20 protein-coding genes are annotated in these 21,312 nt (G+C 67.1%); 2 read left to right on the top strand and 18 right to left on the bottom strand.

Features of this window, described 5'->3' with window-relative positions:
- Positions 1 to 106: 106 nt before the first annotated feature.
- From ACAM42_RS15135 to ACAM42_RS15125, 3 genes are all read right to left on the bottom strand, one after another.
- Positions 107 to 988 (bottom strand): acyl-CoA thioesterase II, encoded by an 882-nt coding sequence (locus ACAM42_RS15135; RefSeq protein WP_139701764.1) that lies wholly within the window; start codon positions 986 to 988, stop codon positions 107 to 109.
- Positions 985 to 1,737: an NAD(P)H-dependent oxidoreductase gene (locus ACAM42_RS15130; RefSeq protein WP_185993583.1), complete on the bottom strand. Its 753-nt coding sequence runs from the start codon at positions 1,735 to 1,737 to the stop codon at positions 985 to 987. Before ACAM42_RS15130 ends, ACAM42_RS15135 begins: the two co-directional genes overlap by 4 nt.
- A gap of 68 nt (positions 1,738 to 1,805) precedes the next feature.
- Positions 1,806 to 3,086 carry an NAD(P)/FAD-dependent oxidoreductase gene (locus ACAM42_RS15125; RefSeq protein WP_369632508.1) on the bottom strand — a complete coding sequence of 427 codons (1,281 nt, stop codon included), beginning with the start codon at positions 3,084 to 3,086 and terminating at the stop codon, positions 1,806 to 1,808.
- Positions 3,087 to 3,254: 168 nt separating this feature from the next.
- Here ACAM42_RS15125 and ACAM42_RS15120 point away from each other — a divergent pair, with 168 nt between their 5' ends.
- A complete protein-coding gene (locus ACAM42_RS15120) occupies positions 3,255 to 3,878 on the top strand; it encodes a TetR/AcrR family transcriptional regulator (RefSeq protein ID WP_369632507.1) in 624 nt (207 codons plus the stop codon).
- A 9-nt stretch (positions 3,879 to 3,887) separates the two neighbouring features.
- Here the strand turns inward: ACAM42_RS15120 and ACAM42_RS15115 are convergent, their stop codons facing one another.
- The 15 genes from ACAM42_RS15115 to ACAM42_RS15045 form a co-directional block, all read right to left on the bottom strand.
- Complete coding sequence (locus ACAM42_RS15115) at positions 3,888 to 4,589, bottom strand: nitroreductase (protein WP_369632506.1); 702 nt, start codon at positions 4,587 to 4,589, stop codon at positions 3,888 to 3,890.
- An 88-nt stretch (positions 4,590 to 4,677) separates the two neighbouring features.
- Positions 4,678 to 5,892, bottom strand: a complete 1,215-nt coding sequence (locus tag ACAM42_RS15110; protein ID WP_369632505.1) for a CoA transferase — start codon at positions 5,890 to 5,892, stop codon at positions 4,678 to 4,680.
- 11 nt (positions 5,893 to 5,903) lie between these two features.
- On the bottom strand, positions 5,904 to 7,559 hold the full coding sequence (locus tag ACAM42_RS15105) for an acyl-CoA dehydrogenase family protein (RefSeq protein ID WP_369632504.1): 1,656 nt from the start codon (positions 7,557 to 7,559) through the stop codon (positions 5,904 to 5,906).
- Positions 7,560 to 7,618: 59 nt separating this feature from the next.
- Positions 7,619 to 8,932, bottom strand: a complete 1,314-nt coding sequence (locus tag ACAM42_RS15100) for a phytoene desaturase family protein (protein ID WP_369632503.1) — start codon at positions 8,930 to 8,932, stop codon at positions 7,619 to 7,621.
- A 97-nt stretch (positions 8,933 to 9,029) separates the two neighbouring features.
- A complete protein-coding gene (locus tag ACAM42_RS15095; RefSeq protein WP_369632768.1) occupies positions 9,030 to 10,544 on the bottom strand; it encodes a 3-hydroxyacyl-CoA dehydrogenase in 1,515 nt (504 codons plus the stop codon).
- Between the two features lie 2 nt (positions 10,545 to 10,546).
- Entirely contained in the window at positions 10,547 to 11,338 is a 792-nt protein-coding gene (locus ACAM42_RS15090) for an enoyl-CoA hydratase-related protein (RefSeq protein ID WP_369632502.1), read from the bottom strand.
- Positions 11,335 to 12,144: an enoyl-CoA hydratase/isomerase family protein gene (locus ACAM42_RS15085; protein ID WP_369632501.1), complete on the bottom strand. Its 810-nt coding sequence runs from the start codon at positions 12,142 to 12,144 to the stop codon at positions 11,335 to 11,337. The genes ACAM42_RS15090 and ACAM42_RS15085 overlap by 4 nt, the downstream gene beginning before the upstream one ends.
- A 43-nt stretch (positions 12,145 to 12,187) precedes the next feature.
- Entirely contained in the window at positions 12,188 to 13,747 is a 1,560-nt protein-coding gene (locus ACAM42_RS15080) for a long-chain fatty acid--CoA ligase (protein ID WP_369632500.1), read from the bottom strand.
- Between the two features lie 39 nt (positions 13,748 to 13,786).
- On the bottom strand, positions 13,787 to 14,989 hold the full coding sequence (locus tag ACAM42_RS15075; RefSeq protein WP_369632499.1) for an acetyl-CoA acetyltransferase: 1,203 nt from the start codon (positions 14,987 to 14,989) through the stop codon (positions 13,787 to 13,789).
- A 3-nt stretch (positions 14,990 to 14,992) separates the two neighbouring features.
- Positions 14,993 to 16,468, bottom strand: coding sequence for a hydroxymethylglutaryl-CoA synthase family protein (locus ACAM42_RS15070; RefSeq protein WP_369632498.1), 1,476 nt, complete (start codon positions 16,466 to 16,468; stop codon positions 14,993 to 14,995).
- Between the two features lie 28 nt (positions 16,469 to 16,496).
- Complete coding sequence (locus tag ACAM42_RS15065) at positions 16,497 to 17,408, bottom strand: alpha/beta hydrolase (protein WP_369632497.1); 912 nt, start codon at positions 17,406 to 17,408, stop codon at positions 16,497 to 16,499.
- The gene (locus ACAM42_RS15060; protein ID WP_369632496.1) at positions 17,405 to 18,124 is read right to left on the bottom strand and encodes an SDR family NAD(P)-dependent oxidoreductase; all 720 of its coding nucleotides are present in this window, start codon (positions 18,122 to 18,124) and stop codon (positions 17,405 to 17,407) included. Before ACAM42_RS15060 ends, ACAM42_RS15065 begins: the two co-directional genes overlap by 4 nt.
- A gap of 5 nt (positions 18,125 to 18,129) precedes the next feature.
- Complete coding sequence (locus ACAM42_RS15055; protein WP_369632495.1) at positions 18,130 to 18,969, bottom strand: enoyl-CoA hydratase/isomerase family protein; 840 nt, start codon at positions 18,967 to 18,969, stop codon at positions 18,130 to 18,132.
- Positions 18,970 to 19,020: 51 nt separating this feature from the next.
- On the bottom strand, positions 19,021 to 19,506 hold the full coding sequence (locus ACAM42_RS15050) for an aromatic-ring-hydroxylating dioxygenase subunit beta (RefSeq protein WP_139701834.1): 486 nt from the start codon (positions 19,504 to 19,506) through the stop codon (positions 19,021 to 19,023).
- 2 nt (positions 19,507 to 19,508) lie between these two features.
- Entirely contained in the window at positions 19,509 to 20,798 is a 1,290-nt protein-coding gene (locus ACAM42_RS15045) for a Rieske 2Fe-2S domain-containing protein (RefSeq protein ID WP_369632494.1), read from the bottom strand.
- A 178-nt stretch (positions 20,799 to 20,976) separates the two neighbouring features.
- Between ACAM42_RS15045 and ACAM42_RS15040 the strand changes: the two genes are divergently transcribed.
- Positions 20,977 to 21,297, top strand: a complete 321-nt coding sequence (locus ACAM42_RS15040) for a 2Fe-2S iron-sulfur cluster-binding protein (RefSeq protein WP_369632493.1) — start codon at positions 20,977 to 20,979, stop codon at positions 21,295 to 21,297.
- The last annotated feature ends 15 nt before the right edge of the window (positions 21,298 to 21,312 follow it).

Below are 21,312 nucleotides of genomic sequence, written 5' to 3'. Positions count from 1 at the left end.
TCAAGAGCCCCGACGCTGGGGATTACCCTCGAAGGGACCGTGTTCTCGCGAATCGGAATATCTGGCGCCCTGCACGGTCTCCCGCACATGCCTGCGTGCCGCTCAATCAGTCCGCGTAGGCCAGCAGGCAGTCCTGAGTGGCCGTTGCCACATGACGCCCCTCGAGGTCGTGGTAATGGGCAATGGAGAGTCCACGCCCATGTGCCGCATGCAGGCTCTCGGACGCCACGTGCAGCCAGCCATCGCAGCGCGGCACCCGGTGCAGCCACACGCCATGGTTGAGGCTGGTGATGTAGATCGGCCGCTCACCCGCCCGCTTCAGATGCGGCGCCATGCTGCAGAAGTTGAGCCACCAATCGGACAGATAGGCAAAGCACGCGGCCTGCACCCGCGGCGCATCGGGCAGGCTGTGCGGCACCCGCATCCAGTAACGGAATCGATGGTCTGCCGTGGCCCCGTCCAGTTGGCGTTCTGCGTCCGGAATGCGGAACTCGATGCAGTCGTTGACATCGCGGCCATACCCGCCCATCAGCGCCAACTGGTCGCGCAGCGTCGGCGACACTTGCGCCAGGCGAGACAGGCGCTCGGGCGCTTCGTCGGCGGGCGCCAGGCTTGGCCGCGCGTGCGTCGGCCCATCAAGAGGCAACGCGCAACTCACCTGGGCCTGGAGCACCGTGCGCTCACCCTGCGCCCCGCGCACGCCGACCGAGTGAAAACGCTTGCCGTTCTGCAGCTCCGACACCGTGTAGTCGACCGGTTGGTCCGGCATCGCGCCCTGCAGAAACAGGAATTGCATCGCCGTGGGCTCTCGCTCCGGCGGCGCATCGAGCAACGCCGCATGGAACGCCTGCCCCAACAACTGACCTCCATAGGAGCGGCCGTTCTGGTTCGAGTCGCTGTAGCGGCTGCGCCAGGTCTGCGGCGCAATCCGGTCCAACGCCATTCGCTGCGCCAGCGTGAGGGCGCTGTCCACAGCCGCGTCGTTCATTCCGCGGTCAGCTCCGGCCGGCGATGGCCGTTCGTGCGCGGTGCGATGCCCGGCTTTAGACGCCAGTCCGCACCGAATTCATCGAGCCGGTGCAACGGCATTGGCGCTTCCTGGCCGATGCCACGCAGTCGCAGGGAGAACGCATCGATGTAGCCGGCGCGCGTCTCGGGTGTGGTGTAGTGGATGGACCACGAGGCATGCGGCGCCAGTACCTCGAAGCCCGCGTAGGCCAGCGTGCCATGGAGCAGGTGCCACAGATTCACGTCCAGATGGGCCAGCAGGCCGTCGGGCTCGACCATGCCGGGCAGGCACGCGGTGCTGGTGCACACGAGCGCGCGCCGCCCCTTCATGCCGCCGGCGTCGAAGCGCCGGCCCTTGCCGTACACCACGCCATTGACGAACACGCGGTCGAACCAGCCCTTCATGATGGCCGGCACCGAGAACCACCACAGCGGGAACTGCAGGATCAGCATGTCGCACGCGAGCAGCTTGTCGATCTCCGCCTGGATGTCCGGCGCGAAGGCCTGGTGTTCGTGGGCATGCTTCTGCTCACGGTCGTACTGCAGCGCATCGGGGAAGCGCCGCTCGCGGAAGTCCTCGGCACTGGCGACCGGATTGAAGCCCATGGCATAGAGGTCGGACACCACGACCTGGTGTCCCTCCTCCTGCAGAACCTGTATCGAGCGGTTCAGCAGGCCGCGGTTGAAGGACTTCGGTTCCGGGTGGGCGTAGACGATCAGTATGTTCATAGGCATCCTCGTGATTTCGTTGTTGCAGTGAGTCAGTGGAAAGTGGTCTCAACAGGGGCCGCCGCGGCTTATCCCAGCTGCGCGACAGTCGCAGGCGCTGCTGGCGAAGCCGGCAGACGATCTTTGAGGGACACGGATTCGTCGCCCAGCGCGGGGCCATCCACCCTCACACCCGCGGCAACCAGCCGCTTCGCGAGCATGAAATCGGCTGGCCGGTTCACCGCATCGGCCGCGATCACGACCCCCTCCTTGAGGTAGAAGGCGATGAAGCGCCGCGATGCGGGATCGCCTCGCAGCACACAGGCGTCGTGGCCCTGCGACAAGCCGACCATCTGCAACTTGAGGTCGTACTGATCCGACCAGAACCACGGCACCGCGTGGTTGGGCTTGGGCTTGCCGCACAACGCCGAGGCGGCGGCCCTGGCCTGCTCCAATGCGTTCGGTACGGACTCGAGGCGAATGTGCCGGTTGTAGAGCGCACTGTGATGCGCGGTGCAATCGCCCGCCGCAAAAATGTCGGGGTCGGAGGTTTGCGAGAACGCGTCGACCACGATCCCGCCGTCGATGGCGAGTCCAGCCGCCTGCGCCAGTTCCACGTTGGGGAGCATGCCAATGCCGGCGACCACGATGTCGGCGGCAATGCGTTCGCCCGAAGCACACACCAGCGCGGTGATTGCGCCATCGTCCGCCAGTTCTGCGCGTTCGACGGACAGCCCGGTGCGCAGCTGCACGCCCGCCTCGCGATGCACGGCTTCGTAGAAGGCCGCCACCTGCGCACCGGTCACCCGTGCAAGCACACGCGGCAGTGCCTCGATCACCGTCACCTCGGCGCCGAACTTTCGCGCCGACGCCGCCAGCTCGAGTCCGACATAGCCACCGCCCAAGACGACCAGGCGTGCGCCTTCTTTCAGCCCGGCGCGAATCGCATCGGCATCCGTGAGCGTTCGAAGGTAGTGCAGGTTGCGCGGCTTCGCACCTGCGTCCAGCCCAGGCAACACGAGCGTGCGCGGGCGCCCGCCCATGCACAACGCCAGCTTCGTGTAGGGCATGACCCGGCCGTCCTGGAGATGGACACGATGACCCGCCCGGTCGATCTGGACGAGCTGCGCGCCCGAATGCACTTGAACCCTGGCCGCCTCATAGGCCGACGCAGGCCGCAGTGCAAGCGACTCAAAGCTCGCGGCACCATGCAGGTATGCTTTGGACAGCGGGGGTCGCTGGTACGGCAGCATGGCCTCGTCGCCGATCAAATCGATACGACCGAGCCAGCCTTGCTGCCGCGCAGCCACCGCCAACTCGGCACCGGCATGACCGGCACCCACGATCAGAAGAATTTCGTTTTCACGCATGCTGTCCCCAAAGAATTTCGACCATCCACATCCAAACAAATCGCATATAGACCGTCTCGTCGGTCTAATAATAGAACCTCAGCGGAATATTGACAAGCTGCGCCCGCGTCTCCTCGGAGGACTCGCGGCCAGCGCTGCCACTGCATCCACACATCACAGGACCAAGCCATGACACGGGTACGCGCAGACGACTACGACGACAAACGACAGTCGATCCTGGACCAGGCCGCGGCGCTGTTCGCCCGCAAAGGTTTCGAGGGATCCACCATGATCGAGGTCGCGCAAGCCTGCGGCGCCTCGAAGTCGCACCTCTACCACTACTTCGCTCGCAAGGAAGACCTGCTCTTCGAGATCGTGCGCGTGCACATCACGGCGCAACTGGACGAGCTCGAGACCGTTGTGACCCAGGCGCTACCGGCCGAAGAGCGCTTCAACCGGTATGTCGAGACCTTCGTTGCGCGGGGGGCCAACTCGCGCAACGAACACCTGGTGCTGATGAACGACATCAAGTTCCTGCCCGACGCGCAAAGGCGTGAAGTGCGCAAGCTCGAGAACCGTATCGTGGACCTGCTCGTGAGCGTGTTGCACGAGATCAACCCCGAGCTGATGCCCGCGCGCTCGCCACGCGGCCCCTACGCGATGCTGCTGTTCGGCATGATCATCTGGACCTTCACCTGGTACGAGAAGAGCGGCGCGATACCGCCGCGCGAACTGGCCGCGCGCATCTCGCAGTTGTTCGTGTACGGGTTCAAAGGGCAGCGCTTCGTGCCGCCTGCCCCGCCCAAGCGCTGAGCTGCGGGATCAACTGCCCTCCTCGTCACCCTCGCCGACCCACACCACGCAGTCGCTGACCGGCGCGCGCGCGGTGCGAAAGCCGTTCGCCGGATGCGATGCGTCGGCCATTCCGAATGAAATGCCGCACACGATGCGGCGCTCTTGCGGAATAGCGAGGTGCGCACGAAGCACGGCGGGATGTGCAGCCACCGCCGCCTGCGGAATCGCCGCGATGCCCAGCGCTTGCGCGGCTGTCAGAAAGTTGGCGACGTACGCGCCGCAGTCAATGGCACCATAAGTGCCAAGTGCCTCGTCTGCCGTCACGATGACCAGGTGCGGCGCCCCGAACAACCGGAAGTTCTCGTTCGCCTGCCGCGCCGATGCCGCGCGGTCGCCCTCTGCGATGCCGACCGCCGCATAAAGACCCATGGCGCACTCGCGCCGACGCTCGCGGTAGATGCCGTTGTACGCACGCGGCCACGACAGGTCGGGCGCAGGTGCGTCGGACGCGGCGGCCAGCAGCGCCGTGCGCAGCCGCTCCAAGCGCGGGCCGCTGGCGATGTAGACCTGCCAGGGCTGCGCGTTGCACCAGGAGGCGGTGCGCTGGGCCGCATCGAGCACGCGCTCGATCAGCCCGCGTGCGAGTGGCACCGGCAGGAACGCGCGGCAGCTGTAGCGTTCGCTCAGCAGCGAACGCAGCGTGTCGAATGCAAGCGAGGTTTCAGCCATGCGCGAACCTCTCGTGCACACGCAGTGCAAACTTTTTTTCCATGATGTTCTTCATTGGGTTGGGGCACACATGCGAGGACGTCGAAAATCACCCGCCGACCACGCCTCTGTCATGCAGTCGACCGAACTCAGCGCTGTCCACGCCAAGCACCGAGCACAGCACCTGCTCCGTGTCCGCTCCCAGCCGCGGCGCCGGCTGCACTGCACGCCGAGGCACGGCAGAGAAATCGAGCGGCAGCCCCGGCGCGATCAGGGAACCCACGCCGTGCTGCGCGATCTCGCCGAACATCGGGTTGGCCAAAGAACAGGATTCGTCTCCGCTCACGAGCTGGGTCACGGTTTGATACTTGCCCCAGCAGACGCCGTGGCGATCGAGCTGTGCGGCCACGTCCGCGAACGGCCTGGCGCCCATCCAGCGTGCGACCACGGCAGCGATCTCTTCGCGCGCGAGAAATCGGTTGCCCTCGCGCGCAAGGTCGAGCCCGCTGCGCTGCGCGATCGCGGCCATCTCGTCCCCCATCGCCAGTGCGTCGCAGAGCGAACGCCATTGCTTTCCTGTGAGGCCGACCACCATCACACGCACGCCGTCCGAGGTCGGGAAGTCATGGCCGAACGCACCGAACAGGTGGTTGCCGTGGCGGCCTCGTTCTTGCCCCAGTTGCGCCTCCGCCAGAAAGCCCAGGCTGCCCACGGCAGCGAGCGCCACGTCTTCGAGCGCCAACTTCACATGTTGGCCCACGCCCAGGCGCCGCCGATGCCGCTCCGCCGCCAGCAGCCCTGCCGCAGCCATCTGGCCGGTGACGAGGTCCCACGCCGGCAGCACATGGTTGATGACCGTTTCGGCCCCGCCTCTGCCGGTGAGGTACGGCAGGCCCATGCGGGGGTTGATCGTGTAATCCACGGCTGAGCCGCCATGGCGGTCGCCCTGCACCGTCAGCTGGATCAGGTCGCTGCGCCGCTCGCGAAGGCTCCCGTGGTCCAGCCAGCCGCGCGGCGGGAAGTTGGTAAGCAGCATGCCCGCATCCTCACCGGGTGCAGCGATGAGTGCCATCGCGAACTCCCGGCCCTCGGGCGAGCCGAGATCGAGGGTGACGGATTTCTTGCCCTTGTTGAGCCCGGCCCAAAACAAGCTGGTGCCGTCCTGGGTGACCGGCCAGCGCCGGTAGTCCAGGCCGCCGCCCAGCGCATCGATGCGGATCACCTCCGCGCCCATCTGGGCCAGCGTCATGCCGCCGAGCGGCGCCGCCACGAAGGCGGCGGCCTCGATCACGCGCATGTCCTCCAGCAGGTTGGCGTTGTCCATCGCGCCGCTCCTCAATGCACGGGGGCGACCGATCGGGCAGGGGTGGCGTCGGCCAGTGCCTGCTCGAGCAGGCTGCGTGCGATGACCTTGAGCGCCAGCGTCTCCTCCGCGCCCTCGAAGATCGACAACACGCGCGCGTCGACGAAGTAGCGGCTCACCGGGCTCTCTTCTGCATAGCCATTGCCGCCATGCAATTGCAGCGCCTCGCGAGTCACCCACTCGGCCGAGCGACAGGCCAGCAGCTTGACCAGGCTGGCCTCCATGCGGCCTCCACCCTCGTCGAGGGTTCGCGCCACGGCGTAGGCCAGCCGCTGGCACGCGGCATAGCGCGCGCCCATGCGCGCCAGCTTGGCGAGCGTCAGCGGACAATCGAGCAACGGCGCGCCGAAGACCTTGCGATCCTCGGTGTAGCGCAAGGCGGCACGGATGGCAGCGCGCATGACGCCCGAAGCCCGCCCTGCGGTCTGCATGCGCCCGCCCATCATGCCCGCCATCGTGAAATAGAAACCCTTGCCCAGACCCGCCGCGCCGCCGATCACATGGCTGTCGGGCACGAACAAGTGGTCGAACGACAGCTCGAACGAATGCATCCCGCGATAGCCGATGGTCGCGATGGCCTTGCCGGTCAGGCCCCCGCCACCTTGCGCTTCACTCTGGCGATAGGCGAATGCATGGCCGTCGTCCGACGGCTTTTCCACCAGCATCAGGCTCAGTCCGCGATGGCCGGCCGAGCGATCGGGGTCGGTGCGCACCACCACCATCAGCAGCCCTGCCTTGCCGGCGAAGGTGCACCAGGTCTTGGCACCGTCCAGGCGCCACCCGCCTTCGACACGCGTACCGCGCAGCATCAGGCTGGCGACGTCCGAACCGTAGTCCGGCTCGGTGATCGCAATCGCGCACAGCGGATCACCTGCCGCGATGCGCGGCAGCCAATGGGATTTCTGTTCTTCGGTGCCGCCGGCCATCAACGCACGGCTCAGGATCTCGGGTCGCGTGATCAGGCTGCCGGCGCCCGCCAGCGACGCTTCGGACAGGGCCTCGGTGACCAGCACCATCAGCAGTGTGTCGTCGCGATCGTTCGGCGCGTGGCCGCCGAAGCGCTCGGGCACCGACAGGCCAAACACGCCCATCTCCCGCAGCGGCTGTAGCAGGCTCTCGGGCACCGTGAGGTCGTGGCGGTGCAGTGCTTCCGCCTGCGGCGCCACCACATCGGCGGCAAAGCGGCGGAAAGCATCCTGCGCCATCGCATGTGCCTCGTCGAGCACCACGCCCCCGACCTCGCCGTCGGCATCGGCCAACGCCCGGCCCGTCGCCTGCAGCGCGGCCGCACTGCCGGCCGAACGGCGCAAGGCCGCCCACGCGGCATCCGATGCAAAGGCCTGGACCGGCGCGATGTCCAGGCCGAGCTCGAGAAAGAGCATTTCCGTGCGCGCCAGCACCGAACCGATGGCATCGACGCCGAAGACCAGCGCCAGGCCGGTTTCAAGCGCATTCGCACCGCTGCCGACGCCCTGGATGGCCGTTTCTGCCGCGAGCAAGTCAGCACTGGCCCAGGCCAGCTCGTAGCTGGGGACCTGCTGCGCATCGAAGCGATGCGCACTGAAGACGCCGTCTTCGGCGCAGGATTGCGCCAGCGCCTGCGTGGCCTGCTCGAAGAGCGGGCGCAAGCGCGCCAGCAGCGACGCGCAGGCCTGGGTGTCTTGGTTCGCGGCCATGGCGTTCCGCCTCACGCCGCGGCCAGCGCATCAAGCGCCAGCTTGGCCACGGAACGGCCTGTGTCCGCGCAGGCCTGCGTGCCGCCGTCGCCGTAGGGCTTGACCGCATCGCCCACATGCCAGAAGTTCGGCAGCGGCGTGGTCTGCGGCAGGTCGTAGCCACCGCAGGAACGCTGCGCCGGCCAGCCGTCGCGCATGACGCGCACCGACAGCATCTTCGCGTTCGCGAAGCCCGGGAAAAGATCGCGCAGGTCCTGCAGCGAGGCCTCAACCTCGGCGTCGTTGTCGAAGTCGCCCAGCGCGGGGTGCGGCACGGCATAGGCCACGTACTGGTGCCAGCCTGCGGGCGCCAGCTCGGGGCAGGTAGCGGTCAGCTCACCGATGTTGCACAGGCGGCGCGTGCGCCCGAAGGTGAGCAGGCCCGGCGCATCGTAGAGGCGCTCGCGCGTCGCGAAGTTGATGACGATGTTGGCGGCCGGCTTCGGCCCGGTGGTCGCCAACGCGATGTACTCACCGCCGAAGGCTTCTGCGCCCGGCAGCAGCGCCGTGGCATGCGGCCCGATGTTACTGATCACCGCGCGCGCATTGACGCGCAGCGTCACGCCGTCCTTGACCAGGTCGACGCCCGTCGCTCGGCCGTTCTCGATGTTCAGTGCCGCCACCGGCGCGTCGAGCCAGACCTGGCCGCCACGGCGGCGGATCGCATCGGTCAGGTCGTTCCACAGCCCGACCGTGCCGCGCGGGCAGAAGCCGAAGCGCTTGAACGCACCCTTGACCGCGAAGTAGGTCAGGAAGGCCCGCGCGGGCAACTCGTCCGAGTTGGCCGCGAAGATGGCCGCGCACAGGTTCCGGAAGATCGCATGCACCGTCTCGTTCTTGGTGTACTGCGACAACCACTCCTTGGTGGTGAGCTTGGCCTCGGGCAGGTCGCCGCCGCGCGCATCCGCGAACTTGGCACCGATCTTCGCCGCCTGCTTGGTGAAACCGCCCAGCAGCATACCCCAGCCGCCCTTGGCGACGTTGATGATCTTGCCATCGATCAGGAAGACGGTCGCGGGGTTGGGCTCGCGCAGGTCGAGCTCGACGTCGAGCAAGGCGAAGGTCTCTTCGAAGGTGGACCCCTTCTCGATCGCGATGGCGCCGATGTTGACGGTGAAGCCGTCGATCTGCTCGCTCGAGGCGCGGCCGCCCACGCGGCTCAGGCTCTCGGCCACCAGCACTTTCTTGCCAGCGGCCACGAGGCGCGCGGCCACGCTGAGGCCTCCGGCACCGGCGCCGATCACGACGGCGTCGTAGCTGATGGGGTGAATCACGGTCTCGCTCATGATGATTTTTCTCCTGTGGATGGATTCGTTGGGTAAGGCATGGCGGCGGCGCGGCGCGATGCGCGCGGGTAAGCGGTGCCGACCTTCGGCACAGCGGTCATCGGCGTGCGGCCTCGGCCGTGCACAGGGATAAGCCCAGCGCCACGCGCCGTTCGAGCCAGGGACTGGGTCGGTAGCGCGGATCGCCCGTCACCGCCTGCATGCGTCGCAGGATCGCGAGCACCTGCGCACCGCCGATACGATCTCCCCAGGACAGCGGGCCTTGCGGATAACCGAGGCCCAGCTTCACCGCGTCTTCAATGTCGTCCACCGATGCGATGCCGCGCTGTGCGATCTGTGCCGCGATGTTGACGACGGTCGCCAGCACGCGTTGCACGATGAAGCCGGGGCTGTCGTTGATCACCGTGACGCCCACCCCGTCGCTTGCGCACAGCGCATGCGCGGCGTCGCGCATGGCCGGCGCGGTGGCCGCCGTGAGCATGAGGGTGCGATGGCGCCCCAGGCCGGGCAGCGGGTCGATCGCGACGCAACACGCAGCATCGAGCCCGAGCGCCACCGCCTCGCCTGTGGCGTCGCCGCCCCAGGGCTGGACGATCAGAAGAGCCTCGGGCGTCGGGCGCTCGACCCATCGTGCGCCGGCGGCCTCCACCAGCGCCTTCAATGCGTCGCGCTCGGTGGCCTCCGGTGCCACCCAGACCTCAAGGCCGGCCGGCAGCGCCGGCACTGGAGGCGTCGTTGGAACCTGTCGCGCATCGCCCTCGTAGGCATACCAGCCCTGCCCTGTCTTGCGACCGAACAACCCGGCCGCCACCCGCGGCGGCACCAGCGACGAAGGACGAAAGCGCGGCTCCTGCTGGAACTGCTCGTAGATCGAACTCATCACCTTGCTCGACACGTCCAGCCCCGTGAGGTCGAGCAGCTCGAAAGGCCCCATGCGAAAGCCAGCCGCCTCGCGCAGCACAAGGTCGATCTGGTCCACGCTGGCCGACTGCTCCTCGAGCAGGCGAAGCCCCTCTGTGTACAGGCCGCGACCCGCATGGTTCACGAGGAACCCCGGTTGGTCCGCTGCAACCACCGCGCGATGGCCCGCTCCCGCGACCAGGTCGCGCAAGGTGGTCACCATCGCCGGCGCGGTACGCACCGCGGCAATCACCTCGGCCACCTTCATGAGCGGCACCGGATTGAAAAAATGCAGTCCCGCCACCCGCTGCGGATGCGCGCACGCGGCTGCGATCTCGGCCACGACGAGCGACGAGGTGTTGCTCGCGAGGATCGCCTGCGGCGACACGACAGCCTCGAGGCTACGGAACAGCGCGCGCTTGGTCTCCAGGTCTTCTACGATGGCTTCGATCAGGACGTCGCAATCCGCCAGGTCCTGCATCGTCGCAGCGGCATGGATCTGACCGCGGATACGCTCGAATTCATCGGCATTGATGCGGCCCTTCTCGACACCGCGACCGATCATGCCGACGACGAATTCCACCGCCTTGCCTGCGGCGCCTTCGAAGCTGTCGAAGCAATGCACCCGGTGCCCTGCCTGGGCGAAGAGCTGAACAATGCCGCGACCCATGGTCCCGGCGCCGATGACGGCGATCTTGAGTTTGTCTGTCATGGTCATTTGCCGGTGAATTCCGGGCGTCGCTTGTCGAGGAAGGCACGCATGCCCTCGGTCTTGTCGGGGGTGTCGAAGAGCAGCAGGAACTCGCGGTTCTCCAGCGCGAGGGCCGCGTCGAGCGGCAGGTCGGGGCCCTGGCGCAGCATGCGGCGCGTAGCGGCGACCGCCTTGGGCGGCATGCGCGCGGCCTTGCGGGCCAACGCGGTTGCGCGCTCCAGTGCCTGGCCCTCCTCCACCAGTTCAGCCACCAGGCCGAGCTGGAAGGCGCGATCGGCCGTCAGTTGCTCACCGGTCAGCAAGAGCATCGCAGCCACCGGCCGGCCCACTGCACGCAGCAGGCGCTGGGTGCCACCGGCGCCGGGCATGATGCCCACCGCCAGCTCCGGCTGGCCGAAGCGCGCGGTCGGGTCTGCCACGATGAAGTCGCACATCATTGCCAACTCGCAGCCCGCACCAAGTGCGAACCCGGCGACCGCTGCAATGGTTGGCTTGCTGCATTGCGCCACAGGCGCCCAGTACTGGCCCAGGTCAATGCCGGCCACCTGCTGCGCCCCCTTGTCGACCAGCAGGTTCAGGTCGGCGCCGGCCGCGAACACGGTGCCGCCGGTGATGACGATGGCGCGAATCGCGTCGTCGTGGTCCAACGCCATGACCGCCTCGGCAATCGCGCGGCGCATGGCAATGTCGAGAGCATTGCGCTTCTCCGGCCGGTTCAGCACGACGATGCCGACGGCGCCATCGCGCTCGACCCGCACGCCCTCCGGTGTCGGCCCGATGGCGGCGCCCGTCATGCCTTCACTCCCGGCATCGCGATGAAATCAGCGGGCCGCTTGTTCTTGAAGGCGTCGTAGCCCTCGCGAAATTCGTCGCTGGTCAGGCTCACCGCCTGGTCGTCTTCCTCGCGCTGCAGCTCGAAATCGAGCGAGGAAGAGACACGCGTGAGCCGGTCTTTCATCCGCGCAAAAGCCCCCATCGGGAGCCGCGCGAGTTCACTCGCCTTCTCGATGGCGCAGGCCATCACCTGGTCGTCGGCCACCAGCACGTCGGCCAGACCGATGCGCTGCGCTTCCTCGCCGCGCACAGGCACGCCCGCCGTAAGGATGCATCGGGCCTCGCGCACGCCGACACGGCGCGGCAGCGTGAGCATCTGCCCCCAGTCCGGCACCAGCCCGAGCTGGAGGAAGGGAAACAGGATGCGGGTGCCCGCCCCCACGACGATGTGATCGCCCAGCAGCGCGAGGCCGACAGCCGCGCCGGCGCCGATGCCTTCGACGGCACTGACCACCGGAATGCGCAAGGCCGCGACCATGCGGCACAGCACCGCGACGTGCCGCATGCGTGCCCGCGCGCCGGCCTCGTCCAGGCCCAGCATGCTCGGCACATCGCCGCCGGCCGAGAACACGCCCGCCGTTCCACCGAACACCAGCGCGCGCACGCTGGCGTCGTCACGGATGCCGGCGATCGCGGCGGTGAGCGCTTGCCGCACATCGTGGTCGATCGCATTGCGCTTGTCGGGGCGGTTGATCAGGAGGCGCGCCACGTGGGGGGCCGGCCGGTCCAGCAACACCACCGGGTTCGGATTCGCAGGGACAGTCATATGCCTTGGCGTTTCATTTAAAGGAAGGGGTCGGTGCGCCTGCTCAGGCGACCTGGCGGCCGCGGCCGGCCCAGTGCGACTCGCGCAACTTGTTCTTCTGGATCTTTCCTGCGCCGGACAGCGGAAGCTCCGTGCGCACCTCGACGCTGCGCGGGCACTTGTAGCCCGCGATGAGCGTCTTGCAATGGGCGATCAGCTCCGCTTCCGACACGCTCTGGCCCGGCTTGAGTACCACCACCGCATGCACGCTCTCGCCCCACTTCTCGCTCGGGACGCCGATCACGGCGCACGCCGCGATGGCCGGGTGCTTAAGGACGGCGTTCTCGACCTCGGCCGAGTAGACGTTCTCGCCGCCGCTGACCACCATGTCCTTCATGCGGTCCACGATGAAGATGAAGCCTTCTTCGTCCATGTAGGCGCCGTCGCCGGAGTGCACCCAGCCGTCGCGCAGGGTGATGGCATCGTCTGCCGGGCGATTCCAGTAACCCGTCATGGCGGACATCCCCCGTGCGGCGATCTCGCCTACCGTGCCGCGTGGCAGTTCCTTGCCGTCGGCGCCGACGATCTTGATCTCGGCCAACGCCGCCGCACGCCCGGCCGAACGCAGCTTGCCCAGCGCACGCCCGTCGGCCGTGTGGTAGTGCGGCGGCAGATAGCTCACACAACCCGAGAGCTCGGTCATGCCGTAGCCCTGCATCAGTGCCAGCTGCGGGAAGGCGACGGTCAGGCGGTCGAGCAGCGTTTCGGCGATGGGCGATGCGCCGTACACCATGAACTTCAGGCTGCTCAGTTCGAACTTGCTGAACTCGGGGTGGTCCAGCACCATCTGGATCATGGTCGGCACGAGCAACGTGTCGGTCACCCGCTCGTTCTGGACCGTCTCCATGAACTGCAGCGCGTTGAAGGTCGGCAGCAGGACGTGCGTACCGCCGGCAATGAACTGCCACCAGACGCCCATGGCACCCGCGAGGTGAAAGACGGGCGCGGCGTGCAGGTACACCGGGCCCACGGGATAGCCCATGGCCAGCCGGTTCAGAGCCGCACCCATCAGGCTGTCATGAGAGGCCATCACACCCTTGGGAAAACCCGTGGTGCCGCCGGTATAGAACACCGCTGCCAGGTCGGCGCCGCCTGCGCCCACGTCGTCCACGGGGTCGGACTGCGCGATCAACTGCTCATAGTCGACCATGCCCGCGGGACACGCCTCATTACCGAGATAGATGATCTCGCGCAGCGTGCGCGATTCAGCTCGCACCTCGTCCATCAGCGGCAGATGGGCGTCGTCCACGAAGAGCTGCGTGGTCTCGCAATCGTTGAACGAGAAGGCGAGCTCCTTCGCACTCCAGCGCGTGTTGGCCGGATTGATTGCCGCGCCAAGCCAGAACACCGCCATGAAGACTTCAAGGTAGCGGTCCGAATTGAGCGACAGGATGCCGACCCGGTCGCCCTTCTTGACGCCAAGGCTGCGCAGGCCGCCGGCCAGATGCTGAACGCGGCCGACAAACTCTGCGTAGGTCTGGCGACGCCCGTAGGCAATCGTTGCGATGCGCTGCGGGTTCTGCTGCAAAGCGCGGTGGATGGATTGGGTGATGCTGACGGTCATGATCTGCACGTGGACGAGGTGGGGGCGAACGGCGGGCGCTCAGGCGCCTTCGAGGCCGACGATGGAAACCGAACAGACGTTCTGCGACGGCTGGCCACCGAGGTTGTGCGTGAGGCCCACCGAGGGATTGCTCAGCTGGCGCGGGCCCGCCCTGCCCTGCAGCTGTAGGTACATCTCGTAGAGCATGCGGATGCCGCTGGCGCCGATCGGGTGGCCGAAGCACTTGAGGCCGCCATCGATCTGGCACGGGATCTTTCCGTCGGCATCGAACATGCCGTCGAGCACGTCCTTCACACCACCGCCCACATCGGACAGGCCCAGGTCCTCCATCGTCACCAGCTCGGTGATCGAGAAGCAGTCGTGCACCTCGGTCATGCTGATCTGCTCGCGCGGCCGGGTGATGCCGGCCTCGGCATAGGCGCGCTTCGCCGCGATGCGCGCGGTGTGCACGTAGCTGCCGTCCCATTCGTTGGATTGCAGCTCCCAGCCGTTGGAGGTCACGATCTGCAGCGCCTTGAAGGTCACGAGGTCGCGCTTGCCCAGGCTGCGTGCAATGTCGGGCCGCGTGACGATCACGGCGGCCGCGCCGTCGGACACGCCCGCGCAGTCGAACAGGCCCAGCGGCTCGGCGATGATCGGCGCCTTCAGCACCGTCTCTTCGCTCACGGCCTTCTGGAAGTGCGCCTTCGGGTTCTTCGCGCCGTTGGCATGGCTCTTGACCGAGACATGCGCAATCGCCCGTTTGAGCAGCGCCGCATCGACACCATGCTTGCTGCGGTAGGCCGAAGCCAGCTGCGCGAAGTTGGCCGGCGCCACCGCATTGGGATACCACTGCGGAATGTAGGTGCCGACCGTGGCCACCGGTAGGCCGCCGTAGCCGGTGTCCTTGAGCTTTTCCACGCCCAGCGCGATTGCGATGTCGCACGCGCCGGCGGCCACCGCGTACACCGCGGCGCGGATGGCCTCGGAGCCGCCGGCGCAGAAGTTCTCCACGCGCGTCACGCCGATGTTGGGCAGGCGCAGTGCAATGCCCATCGGTGTGCCGCCACGGCCGGTGCCGACGTCGTCCATGTGGGTCGAGAACCATGCAGCATCGAGCTGCTCGGGCGCGATGCCGGCGTCGGCCATGGCCTCGTTGTAGGCCTCGACCATGAGGTCCTCGGGGCTCGCGTCCCAGCGCTCGCCGAACTTGCTGCAACCCATCCCGAGGATGGCGACTTTGTCCTTAATACCTGCGGCCATGATTTACTCCGATCCTTTTTCCGTTGCGGCGGTGCGCACCGGGGTGGCTTTCCAGAAATAGCGGGTGTAGCCGCGGCGGTCGTCGATGTCCTTGATCCGGAACGTCATCTCGACCGTGCTGCCGGCGTCGATTTCGCCGTCGCCGGTGTCGGTGAACTCCATCAGCACGCGGCCACCGCCTTCGAAGTCGACCTGCCCGTAGCGGTGCGGCGGTGAGCGGTGGAACGACAGGAACTCGGCTGACCAGCTCAGCACGGAACCGCGGCGCTCGGCCAGCTTGTAGGGCTTCTGCGTGTCCTGCAGCGGCTTGCCCTGGTCGTACGAGATGCGCGACGGCGGGAAGTGCACGCTGCCGGTCACCTCGCAGCGTCCGGCGACCAGGCCCAGGATCGCGCTGCGATGGCGGTAGGCAGTGGACAATGCGGTCTTGCGGTCTTGTTCGCCGCGCATGCCGCGCTCCAGGTCCAGCTGGTCCTTGAAGGACAGGAAGCGCGTGTACGCCGTTTCTTCGACGCCGCGGCGGACCCATTCGCTCACGCCCTTGGCCGGGCGGAAGTTGCGGACCTCGTCGGTGACACGGAACACCATCGCCTGTGCCCCGCTGCCGAACTGGGCCAGCAGAATGTGCTGGCCGGGCACGGCGCGCTCGAGCACGTGGGCCAGCAGCAGCATGCCGTGCGGCAGGCCGGTGTCGCCCACGCGCGAGGCCAGCGAATCGACCACCGCCTCGGCGCGCACGCCACAGCCCTTGGCCAGTTGTTGGTCCATCTTCTGGAAGGTGGTCGGGAAGATGAAGTGGTCGATCTGCGAAGCTTCGACCTTCGCTTCGGCCAGCGCGGCCTTCACGGCCCGCGGCACGAGTTTGGTGATGCCCTCGTCGCGCACCCAGCGCTCTTCCCAGGCGTAGTCGATGTCTTCTCCCGCGGCGCGGAAGTGGTCGACGAAATCGACCGTGACCGTTCCGGCGCCCAGGTACTCGGCCAGCACCTTGTCGCGGCCGATCTGAAGCGCGGCAGCGCCATCGCCGAAGTCAAGTTCCTGCGAACTGGCCGCACGTGTCTTGCGGTTGTCAGATGCCAGCACCAGTACATCGCCGCCGCCGCTGCGCACCTGCGCCACGGCCTGCGCGAGCGCCGACAAGCCGGCGCGCTGCGAGCCGGTGACATCAGCCGCCTGCACGTCGTCGCGCAGCGTGAGTGCCTCGCACACCACACCAGCATTCAGCCGTTCGGCAAAGGGCAGCGTGCCCGATGCCAGCAGCACGCTGGCGATGCGCGAGCGATCATCCGCCGCGCCGAGGCAGTCGCGCGCTGCGGCCACCGCCATCGTGATGCTGTCTTCGTCCCAGTTAGCAAAGGCGCGAGTGCCCTTGGCAGCGTTGACGAACTGAGGGGCGTACCAGGCGTTGGCCTCGGCCGCCGCGCGGCGCATAAGCCGCAGGCGGGGCACATAGCCGCCGTATCCGACGATTCCGAACATGGTCAGGACTTTCTCGTGAAGGAAGGGGTTAAAAAAGGCTTCGAACGAAGGCGCCGATGGCGCGCCGGGCTTCGCGCGCCTCGGGCAGGTCGTCAGGGAATTGCTGGAAGACGTGGATCATTCGGTCCCACACCTCCAGACGCACGTCGACGCCGGCCGCCTTCGCCTTCGCGGCGAAGTCGACCGAGTCGCTGAGCACGGTCTCGCGGTCGCCGACCTGGATCAGCAGCGGAGGCAGGCCGTGCAGTTCGGCGAACAGCGGCGACACCCACGGATGTCGGGGATCGCCCTCGGCGCCGAGGGCGTTGCGCGCCATGGCGAGGATCATCGGACGCTGGTGGATCGGGTCGCTCTGGGCGCGCGAGACATAGCTCTCGCCCGAGGCCGTCATGTCGGTCCAGGCAGACATCAGCACGGCACCCGCGGGCAGTGCGCGGCCTGCGTCGCGCAGCTTGATCAAGGCAGCCAGCACGAGGCTGCCGCCCGCCGAGTCGCCCGCGAAGACGATGTCGGCGGGCTGCGTGCCCTGTGCCATCAGCCAGTCGTACGCGGCGCAAGCGTCGTCGAGCGCGGCCGGATGGCGGTGCTCGGGCGCGAGCCGGTAGTCCAGGCCCAGCACGCGGCAGCCCGTGGCTTCGGAAATTCCTGCCATCAACTCGCGGTGCGAATGCACCGACCCGACCTGGAAGCCGCCGCCGTGAAAGTAGAGCACCACGCGCTGTGGATCCGCCTCTGGTACGACGATCCACTCGGCGTTCAGGCCGCTGATCGTCACCGGCTGCGCCGCGGCCTCCACGGGCTTGCCGCCGAAGAGCGCGTCCCAATCGGCGCGCATCTGCGCCACCGTGGTGTTGCGGCCCCAGCTTCGGTAGACCGACAACACGCGGCGGATGACGCCGTCGAGCTGTTCGTCGGAAGCGGCGATCTTGCGCTCGCTCATTGGCCGCACCCCATGCCGCCGGAAACCCCCAGGGTCTCGCCGGTGATGAACGCCGCCGCATCGGACGCCAGGAAGGCGACCGCCGCGGCCACCTCTTCGGCCGTGCCCAAGCGGCCGGTCAGCGTGGCGCCCTTCATGGCGTCCAGCAGCTTGTCGCCACCGGCGGCCACGGCTTCGCGCAGCAGCGGTGTGTCGATCGGCCCCGGCGCGATCACGTTGGCCGTGATGCCCTTGCGGCCGTTCTCCCGTGCGATGGAGCGCGTGAAGGCGATCACGCCGCCTTTGGCTGCGGCATACACGGCAGCGCCGCGCGAGCCCATGCGGCCGGCCTCGGACGCGATGTTGATGATGCGACCGAAGCCCGCCGCCTGCATCGCGGGCAAGGCCGCGTGCGTGGTGGCGAACACCGATTCGAGATTGACCGCCAACAGCCGGCGCCAGTCGGCAATCTGGGTCTGCGTGAAATAGGCGTGCTGGTCGATGCCGGCGTTGTTCACCAGGATCTGGTGCGGCCCGGTTTCCAGCACCGTGCGCTGCGCGCGTTCGAGGTCGGCCACGTCGAGTGCCACCGCGGTAGCGCCGATCTCCGCGGCCAGCGCTTGCGCGCTCGCGATGTCGAGGTCGGCGATCGTCACGCGCGCACCATCAGCCGCCAGCCGACGTGCGATGGCTGCGCCGATACCCTTGGCACCACCGGTGAGAAACACGCTGCGCATGGCGCTCATTGCCCGGTGAAGCGCGGCGCGCGCTTTTCGATCACCGCCGCCAGGCCCTCCAACGCATCCTTCATGCCGGCCAGTTGGGCCTGGGTGCGGTTCTCTTCGGGCATGGCAGCCTCGGCGCCGAGGCCAATCCCGTTCCACAGCAGCCGCTTGGTGGCCGCCAGTGCGGCCGGAGCACCTGCCGCCAGTTGGCGCGCCAACGACAGCGCTTCGTCGGCCAGTGCTTCGTCGGGCACCACGCGCGAGATCAGCCCCATGCGCAGCGCCTCGGCGGCGTCGATCACCGGGTTGAACAGCAGGATGTCCATGGCCTTGCGAAAGCCCACCAGCTGCGTGAGCGTCACCGAGACGCCGGCGTCGGGCACCATCGCCACGCGCGTCGCACCGGCCAGGAAGCGGCTCGATTCGCCCGCCACGACCACGTCGGACGAGCACACGAGCCCCATGCCGCCGCCGCCGGCCGCGAAGCCCTGCACCGCACAGACAACCGGCGCGTTGAGCCGCATCAGCAGCGCCACCACCAACTGCAGGTAGGAGGTCGCCATGCGGATGTAGTCGGGCAGTGCCTCGCCCTTCGACAGGAAGGTGTGGACATCGCCACCGGCACAGAAGTTCTTGCCTTCCCCCGTGAGCAGCACGGCGCGCACGCGGCCGTCGCCGTGCACCTGCATCAGCACCTCGTGCAGCGCCTTGAGCAACTCCATGTTGAGGCCGTTCGAGGCTTCGGGTCGGTTCAGCCGCACGTGGGCTACGCCGTCGGCATGCAGCTCCAGGCGTGCCGGTCCCTCGGCAACCAGCACCTCGATCGAGGTGCCGTCGCTTCGCGTGTCTCCAGTCATGTTTTTTCTCCTGCCTCGCGGCGTGGGGTATGCGGGCTCGGGTTCAGGGATCTAGATCAGGAAGGCCATCGAATAGAGGGCTCGCTCGTTGTTGGTCAGCACCACCTTCTTGCCGGCCATGCGCAACACGCCGTCTTCGCGACGTAGCCTGTATTCGTTGCGAGAACCCCAGATCGTGTCGCCGCGCGCATGCGCTTCGAACACGATCGCGTTGGCGGTGACCACCAGATCGGTTCCGTCGTTTTCGAGAATCTCTACGTTGGAGATCACCCGGCGTAGCGGCGAGCGCGGCGACTGGCTGTAGCGCTTTCCGGTGTGGAACTGGCGCACCCGCAGCGCGATGCGCGAGCGGTTGTCATAAATGATGGACATCTCCTGCTCCGGGTCGCCGGCCTCACCGTTGGCGGGAATCCAGTAGACGCCGTCGTCGGTCCATAAGGCCTCCCAGGCGTCGTACTCGTGGTTGTCCTGGTGGCGCGCTTCGCGGTAGATGAACTGCGACACCTCGTGGTGAAGCAGCAGGTCTTCGACATTCATGTTCACGCCGCCTCCATGAGCGAGCGGTAGTGCCGCCAGATGCCGCGCGTGGGCGTCTCGTCCGTGGCGTCGCCGATCAGGTAACCGTTTTCGTCCGTGCGCTCGCGGTGCTTGCCACGGCCCAGATACAACCATTCGGGGCGCTTCGCCTGAACCCCGAGCTGGGTCCGCTCGTACATCTCGGCGTCGTCGGCCAGCAGGAAGCCGGCCGGGCCGACCGAGCCCATCGTTTGCTGACGCAAGCGACGGTTCAGGTCGGGCGCCCCCTTGAACTGCAGCGCCGTGACGTGCTGCACCGACTCGTTGAACGCCAGCGGCTGGATCACGAAGATCTGGATCTCCGCAATGAAGAGATTCGGGTAGATCATGATGTGCGGCGTGCCGTCGATCATGATCTTGCGGGCCTGTTCCACGCCATAGGCGGCTTCCATGCGCTGCGTGTACTCGGGCAGGCGCTCGGCTGTGGTGTTGAACCAGCTCATCGGCACATCGCGCTTGCGGAACTCGGGCCGCAGGTCGTTCTCGGAATGCCCCCGACCGAAGTAGCGCGACACCGCCGTCGAGTCGCTGCTGTAGAGCGCGCCGATGCCGCTCTTCGCGACTTCGAAAATCGAGGCGTGCACGAACGACGGGTGATAGCCGTCGGTCTCGTTCTCGACCAGAAATTTCCAGTTCGACTTGACCTTGTGTTTCAGGAAGCCGGCCGTGACTTCCACCTCGCCCTCGGGCGAGGTCAGGCACAGCGCGTCGATGGCCGCCATGGCCGCACCGAGGTGCTCCTCCAACGAAGGCCCCTCTTCCGCCATCGAGCCGAAGACGAAGCCCTTGTAGGAAGCGACACGCGCCACCTTGCCGAGCCCGAGCTCCGAGCGATCAACGCCCTCGTAGCCCGAGGGAAACGGATAGCCGCGCAGCGCGCCATCGTTGGTGAACGTCCAGCCGTGGTACGGGCATGTGAACGAACGCGCTGACCCCTTCTCGGTCATGCACACCCGGTTGCCGCGGTGCGGACAGCGGTTGTGCAGAAGATGGATCCGGCCTTCGCGGTCACGCGTCATGAGGATCGGCTCGGGCCCGATCGACTTCATCACGTAGTCGTTGGGCTGCGGCACTTCGCTCTCATGGCCGACATAGACCCAGGTGCGAAACCAGATCTTGCGCAGCTCTTCTTCGAAGATCGCCGGGTCGGTGTAGAGCGAACCGTGCACCTCGTTCTCTCGGACCAGATCGCCCCACGCGCGGGGCTCGGGATTGGCGCGGGTGATGGGAATCACCGGGGCACAGGTACTCATGTTGTCACCTTCACGAAGAGTGTTTCTGCAAGGCGCAAATGCATTGCGATGCGCTGTTGTTGGGTCGATAATAGTCCGACTGGACGGTCTATGTCAACAACACAAAGCGACCTTGTTGGCCGCCCCAGGACCAGCCCTCACGGCCCCCGATCAACCTCTATGAGATGTAAAGAAAACCATGCTCCAAGTGACATTCATCGAGCACGATGGCACCACGCACCTTGTGCCCGCCCCTCTCGAACGCACGCTAATGCAAATTGCCCTGGACAACGGAGTGCCAGGCATCCTGGGCGACTGCGGTGGGTCTTGCAGCTGCGCCACCTGCCATGCATACGTCGATGCGCGCTGGGCCGACAAACTGCCCACGCTCTCGGAGACGGAGACCTTCATGCTCGAGGGCGTGCCTGAGCCGCGCGAAAGCAGCCGGCTGTGCTGCCAGATCAAGATGCAGGCCGCGTTGGACGGCATCGTTGTTCAGCTGCCGGAAGTGCAGGTCTGAGCTGGCGCGGTTCTA

The sequence above is a fragment of the Variovorax sp. V35 genome (genome assembly GCF_041154465.1).
GTDB lineage: Bacteria > Pseudomonadota > Gammaproteobacteria > Burkholderiales > Burkholderiaceae_C > Variovorax > Variovorax boronicumulans.
This window is presented reverse-complemented; position numbering and strand designations above follow the sequence as displayed.